Genomic DNA, 6,001 nt, shown 5'->3' with positions numbered 1-6,001 from the left:
CGGCGGCCGGCCGGGGTGTCGACGTCGACCGGACGGCCGCCGTTGGGGGTGGGGTCGGTCATCGCTGGGCCTCCTGTCCAAGGTCAGCGGGCGGGGTGAGCACGATCAGGGAGGCGGCGAGCGGGGGGATGCCGACCGCGCCGGTGACGGCGGCCTCGATCCGCTCGGCGCCGTCGACGACGACGCAGACCGCGAGGCCGACGATCCGCAGCGCCAGGACGGGGATCGCGACGACGACCACGACGAACGCGAGCAGTACCGGCAGCGAGCGCAGGTCATCGCGGATCGAGGTCACGACGCCACCGCCGTCCGGTCGTCGTCGGTGTGGAGTTCGGACAGGTAGCGGCGCACGGTCGGCGGGGTCAGGCCGACCTGGGCGGCGAGGTCGGCGGCAAGCTGCCGCTGGGACCGCGGGTCGTCGGCCGGGATCGCCGCGTACGCCTTGGCGACCTCGTGCCGGCCACTGCCGCGCGGCGGGCGGGCCGGAGTCCGGCGGCGGGTGGTGGCCGGGCGGCGGGTGGCTACTTTCTCCGGCGTAGTAGCCGGCGCGTCGCTCTCGGCCGCGTTCGACGGCTCCACCGGAGTGGCCGTGGGAGTAGCCACCGGCGGGATGTCGACCGGGACCGGTGCCGTGCGGGTGCGGGTGAGGGAGGTGGCGAAGTTCTGCCGGTAGCGGGGTGCGGCCTCGGCCAGCAGGATGAGCACGATCGGGGGGATCGAGTGCGCGACGATCGCCCCGGCGTCCGCGGAGGCGGCGGCGTCCCAGACGTTGAGGGTCCAGGTCGCCGCGCCGCAGAACCAGCGCAGCAGCACGCCCCAGCCCGGTAGCGGTTCGCCGCAGCGCGAGAGCATCGCGTCGCCGCTGATGCCGGCGAACAGGGCCACGTCGACGATCGGCGCGAGTAGCCACGCCTGCGGGTCGGCGGTGCCGTGGTGGGTGGCCATGCCGTGGACGTTGGACAGCGAGTACAGCCCGACGGCGATGGCGACCATCCACAGCGCGGAGTCGACCGCGCGAGCGGTCCGCGCGACCTGGCGCGGGTCCGGCGACGTCGGGTCGGCGACCTGGCTCATGCCGCACCCGCCAGCGTCGTCGGGACGGGGGCCGGGGGGATCGGGCGGTAGGTGGCGGTGTCCGGGTCGAAGGTGAACCCGGCGGTGACCTTGTCGAGGTGGCGGTGGGCGGCGGCGAGGCGGCCGGTGGCGAGCGGGTTGTGGGTGCCGGCGGCGATCGCGGCCTCAGCGTCGATGACCTCGATCTCGGCGTCGATGACGGGCATCTCGGCGTCGATCGCGGCCAGGTCTGCGGCGGTCGGCTCCCGGCCGTCATGGTCACCGGCCGTCTCGGTGGTCGCCGTGGCGGTGTCGGGGGTGGCGACGGCGGCCAAGGCCAGGCCCTTGCGCACCGTCGCCCGGTAGAGGCACGGGCCTTCCAACCACACACGGGCGTAGTCGGCCCGGTAAGCGCCCGCCACCGCCCACTTGGCGAAGTGCGCGCGGGCCCACGCCAGTTCCTCGGCGGTCGGCGGCTCCTCGTCGTCCGGGTCGCCAGCGGCGGCGAAGTCGTCGGCGGGCCACGGGTAGGCGGCCTCGTCCGCCAGGCCGTCGTGGTCGTCAGCCGGGTCGAAGTCGTGCTCGTCGCCCCTGTCGGTCACCGACGGGACGGGCCCGTAGGGCTCACGCTCGGCCGACACCGGAGCGGCGGGGGCGTCGGCGTACAGGTAGCCGAACAGCGCCATCTGGAGTTCCAGGAAGTCGGCGCCGGAGGTGCTCTCCGGGTAGCCGTGCTCGGTCAGGACCCGTCGGACGTCGAGGGTCAGGCCGAAGGTGAACCGCGGGTCGTCGTCCGGCCGGGGCAGCGGGTACACCCGAGGACTCACGATCTCCGGGTCGCCACCCGTCGAGCCGGCCCGGAAACCCGGGCTGATCGTCACCTTCACGGACTGGGTCATTCGCGCTCCCTTCGTAGGCGCTGCGATACAGGTAAGACCTGTATCGCATCCATGTCAAGCCCTCTGGCGGCCGGTGTCCCTCGGCGCTGGTGAGTGGGGGTGCACCAAAAAGCTTGCCGGCGATCCGGAGGACGATCGACACCGTCACTGGACGACCTGCGACCGGCTGGCTACCGTCGCAAGTCGTCCCAAGTCGTCCAGGGACGACCGGACGTCCCTAAAGTCGTCCAGTGACGACCGGACATCCCTAATCGGTCGAAGGGGGCTGAGCGTGCCCAACGAACGCCTCAGGGGCGTGATCGTGGATCGCGGCTTGTCGCTAGAGGACGTCGCGACGCGGCTTGGAGTCGCCTCGAAGACCGTCGAGCGCTGGATCACCGAATCCGACCGCAGGCCCTACCGACGATTTCAGTACCAGGTGGCCTCGCTGTTGAACTGCGAGGTCTCGTATCTCTGGCCTGACGAGCGAACCTCGGCCGAAGTGGCCGCAGCGTCGAGCGCGGAGCTAATCAAGCTTTATCCGCATCGCTCGGTGGCCCCGAACAGCCTGTGGCCTCAACTGTACTCAGGAGCACGAAGGAGTTTCGATGTCCTTGCCTACTCCGGATTCTGGCTCACAGAGGACGCAGCATTCCTGAGGGTAGTTAAGGAGAAGTCCACCGAGGGGCTACATATCCGCTTCATGCTTGGCGAGCCGGAAAGTGTAGCCGTGGCACTTAGAGGCACCGACGAGGGGATCGGGGTGGCAATGGGTTCAAAAATTCGTAACGCCCTTGTGAACTACGCCCCGTTGTTTCGACTCCCCGGCGTCGAGTTCCGATTGCACTCGACAACCCTTTACAACTCGATCTACCGGGCCGATGATCAGATGCTCGTAAACGGGCACATCTACGGCGTAGGGGCCTACTTGGCGCCCGTCATGCACCTCCAGCGCATCCCTGGAGGCGAACTATTCGATACTTATGCCGACAGTATCGAGCGCGTCTGGGAGCGCGGGCGTCCCATCACATCACCTACAGATTTCCCGGAAGGATGACCCGTGGGCCGCATCGACTACTTCCATGACCCGAACGCCCCTAAGGCGAACTCCGTCGTTCCATCCGTTACGGCAGTGGTTCGCAACCCGGATGGGCAGCTTCTACTCATCCACAAGACCGACAACGATCTATGGGCTCTACCTGGCGGCGGACACGAGATCGGAGAAAGCATCTCTGACACTGTGGCTCGCGAGGTCTGGGAGGAGACCGGGATCACGGTAGAAATCGACGGGGTAAGCGGCCTCTACACCGATCCGGGGCACGTCATGCGGTATGACGACGGCGAGGTTCGCCAGCAGTTCTCGATCTGCTTCAGGGCCCACCCCACGGGGGGAGGCCTGCGGACAAGCAGTGAGTCCAAGGAGGTCAGGTGGGTTGACCCGTCAGACCTCGATCGACTGGAGATCCACCCGTCAATGCGCCTGCGCATCGCCCACGGCCTCGACACCACCCGTACGGAACCCTACATCGGTTGACGCTCGTTCACTGCTAGCCGCTTCTCGACCCGTTCAACGGCCGCGCGAAGTTCAGGAGCCGCGCGGCTTATGAAGCGTGTGACGATGGAGTCCGGCCCATAGCGCCGTTGAATCTCTGCCAAACGCTCACCCACCGAGGTCTCCGCGCCGTCCGGCGTTGTCGTCATGTCGCAAAAAATCATTGCGTCAACCAGTCGCGAATTCTCCTCCGAGAACTCGCTTTCGAGCGCGGGCTTCAGTCCCCGTTCCTCTGCCTCCAGAACGGCGCAGGAATGGTATGCAACAAGGCGGATAACTTTCTCAGGCACTCCGCCGCGCGCACGAAGGAAACGTGCCCCATCGAGCGGATGAAAGCCAATGATGGCGATCGATGGAGAATACCCGACATCATGGAGGATAGCGGCAGATTCTAGCAGATCTCCGTCTGGGCCGAGGATCGGAAGCAACCGCTTCGCCTGTCGAGCGACTCCCATCGAGTGACGCCATCGCCGGGGTAGTGGGCCAGAGAGCATCTCCTCCGCGAGGGCATAGGAGCGCGCCTTCAGGTCGAATTCTGACATGCTATGGCCTCTCGTCGCGGGTCGGCAGGGCCACCACCTGGCGACCCTTGCCCGGAAGGGTTACCAACAGACCGGTTCCTTCGAGCCGCGATAGGGCATCCCGGACCATAGGACGCGAGACACGATACTTATCGCATAGATATCGCTCCGAGGGGAAACTATCCCCGACTGACTTCCCTTCGAATTCAGCTAGCATCAGTTCGACCAGTGGACGCTGTTCGGCAGGCCCTCCGACCCGCCAGCCAACTCCCGGGACTGAGCCGATAACGCCGCGCTCGGCGAGCGCCTTCAGGGCTCGCCTGATGGTGGTTCGCGACACGCCGAACTCCGCGCCTAGCGCGGCCTCCGACGGCAGGTCGCCCGTGATCTGCCGGGTCTCGATCCGTTGGCTCAGACTCTCAGCTACCCGCGTGAACGTCCCCCGCGGGCTCGCCGCCGGATGTACCGATGTCACCTGACCTCCTCCCCCGTCCTGAAGCGAACCGGGCTCCCGCCGTGTGCTCAAGGCTAGGGCTTGGCGCAGGCGATGTCTGGCCCCATGCCGGGGCCGGTGGATCGACCGGTCGGGACCCGCCCTCCCACGGAGGCAGATCCAGGTCTGTCAACAGCGTCAACACCTGTCAACGAACCTTGTTGACAGCCCTGGAACCATGCTGACCAGCACAAACAGATCGCAGAGCCCCCGATTGTCAACGTGTCAACGCTTACTGGCGGTGTCGTAGGGGAGATGCCCCCGCGCTGCTCGCGCCGTCACTGTCTCGGCGGCGCCCCGGCCCCTCAGCCCGCCCGGCCGGAGGCCCCTCGGAACCTCCGGACCGCCGCTCGACCGATGGCGACGACTTGGCGGCGGGGCATCTCTCACCGTCCCGGAACGCCCCCTCGATGCGAACCGCCGGTAGGTCGGGATGCCGTCTCTTGACGGACGGCCCCGAACTGGCCCCGAAGTTCCTACTCGCGATCTCATGAGGCGGCTGAAACTGCTGGTCAGCGTGTCGAGGCGACCAGGCGGGACCGCGCCCTCTCAAGGCGGTAGCGCCGGTTCGAATCCGGTCGGGGCTACATCGGAATAGGGATGGCAAAGGCCGTCGAGCTGAGTGATCATGGTCGGCGGCCTTTGTTCCGCGTCCGATCCGTTGTGCCGCTCGTGCGGCGGCCGGCTGGCCCTTGGCGACCGGCCGCGCCAGATACCTCGCCAGGTTCTGGCGTTGACCTCTGGTGGAGCCCATCCGTGCGCGGTTACGCTGATCTCCGACAGCGCGATCTCGCGATGACGCCGCACCGGAGGCAACCTCCGCGAGGCGTTCCCACGAGGCAGCGTCACGATGTGTGCGGCCAGGCAGGGAGGTGAGCGGGTGCTGTTCGACGAGGTGCTTGCCGAACCCGGTTTCACGCGGGACGACCTGTTGATCTGACAGGTCGTCATCGACATCAGGTCGGTTGCTGTGAGCGAAGCGATGTCCGTGGCGCTGTGAGACGGCTCTGCCGGGCCGCCGTGCCAGCCGAGCCGGCACGGCACCACCCGATCGGGCTATCGGACCACCGGGGCTATCGGACTACCGCGAGACGGGGGAGGGAGGCGGGATGACGGGCCATCGCGCACTCCCGGCAGCCGCAGGAGCTCGGGCCGCCGCGGCCGTGGACGGTCTCACCCGTCCGGCGGCCGGTAGTGATCAGACGCAGCCGGGGGACGGTGCCCTCGGCCGGCTCCTTCGTGGCCACCGCCTGCGTCGTCGCGGCGAGCGAGGGCAGCGGAGTGAGTGGGGTGAGCGGGGATGTCGGGCCGGCGCAGGTCGGGTCCATGGCGGCTGCGGCGCAGGTCGGGCTGGCAGCGGTCAGGGTCACGGGGAGCACAGGGTCCTCCTCCTACGGCGGCCCTTCCGAAGGCCACCTTGCAGCCCACAGGTTGTCGAAGTGGGCACACATCGCGCCATGCCCCTTTTGAACCTGTTGCGGACTGGTGAAGATGGTCTAGTAGA

General features: G+C 67.8%; 8 protein-coding genes. 2 read left to right on the top strand and 6 right to left on the bottom strand.

All coding sequences use genetic code 11. The features are described 5' to 3' along the window. Positions 1-58 precede the first annotated feature (58 nt). The 3 genes from CM1CMNOD_RS17305 to CM1CMNOD_RS24515 are packed head-to-tail and all read right to left on the bottom strand — an operon-like array spanning position 59 to position 1,952. Positions 59-295 carry a hypothetical protein gene (locus CM1CMNOD_RS17305; RefSeq protein ID WP_013874878.1) on the bottom strand — a complete coding sequence of 79 codons (237 nt, stop codon included), beginning with the start codon at positions 293-295 and terminating at the stop codon, positions 59-61. Further along, positions 292-1,074 (bottom strand): hypothetical protein, encoded by a 783-nt coding sequence (locus CM1CMNOD_RS17300; RefSeq protein ID WP_013874877.1) that lies wholly within the window; start codon positions 1,072-1,074, stop codon positions 292-294. Before CM1CMNOD_RS17300 ends, CM1CMNOD_RS17305 begins: the two co-directional genes overlap by 4 nt. After that, positions 1,071-1,952, bottom strand: a complete 882-nt coding sequence (locus CM1CMNOD_RS24515; protein ID WP_013874876.1) for a DUF6284 family protein — start codon at positions 1,950-1,952, stop codon at positions 1,071-1,073. The genes CM1CMNOD_RS17300 and CM1CMNOD_RS24515 overlap by 4 nt, the downstream gene beginning before the upstream one ends. Before the next feature lie 271 nt (positions 1,953-2,223). On the opposite strand from CM1CMNOD_RS24515, the gene CM1CMNOD_RS17290 reads away from it, so the two are divergent. Further along, a complete protein-coding gene (locus CM1CMNOD_RS17290) occupies positions 2,224-2,988 on the top strand; it encodes a helix-turn-helix domain-containing protein (protein ID WP_013874875.1) in 765 nt (254 codons plus the stop codon). 3 nt (positions 2,989-2,991) lie between these two features. Beyond that, entirely contained in the window at positions 2,992-3,465 is a 474-nt protein-coding gene (locus tag CM1CMNOD_RS17285; RefSeq protein ID WP_013874874.1) for an NUDIX hydrolase, read from the top strand. Here CM1CMNOD_RS17285 and CM1CMNOD_RS17280 read toward each other — a convergent pair. The 3 genes from CM1CMNOD_RS17280 to CM1CMNOD_RS17270 form a co-directional block, all read right to left on the bottom strand. After that, positions 3,453-4,025: an HD domain-containing protein gene (locus CM1CMNOD_RS17280; RefSeq protein WP_013874873.1), complete on the bottom strand. Its 573-nt coding sequence runs from the start codon at positions 4,023-4,025 to the stop codon at positions 3,453-3,455. The two genes, CM1CMNOD_RS17285 and CM1CMNOD_RS17280, sit on opposite strands and share 13 nt — an antisense overlap. Before the next feature lies 1 nt (position 4,026). Further along, complete coding sequence (locus tag CM1CMNOD_RS24160) at positions 4,027-4,479, bottom strand: GntR family transcriptional regulator (protein ID WP_013874872.1); 453 nt, start codon at positions 4,477-4,479, stop codon at positions 4,027-4,029. 1,091 nt (positions 4,480-5,570) lie between these two features. Further along, entirely contained in the window at positions 5,571-5,876 is a 306-nt protein-coding gene (locus CM1CMNOD_RS17270) for a hypothetical protein (protein WP_013874870.1), read from the bottom strand. Between the last annotated feature and the right edge of the window lie 125 nt (positions 5,877-6,001).

The sequence above is a fragment of the Protofrankia symbiont of Coriaria myrtifolia genome, assembly GCF_900634755.1.
Taxonomy (GTDB): Bacteria; Actinomycetota; Actinomycetes; order Frankiales; family Frankiaceae; genus Protofrankia; species Protofrankia coriariae.
Note: the sequence above shows the minus strand (reverse complement) of the source record. Positions and strands in the feature narration are given on the sequence as shown.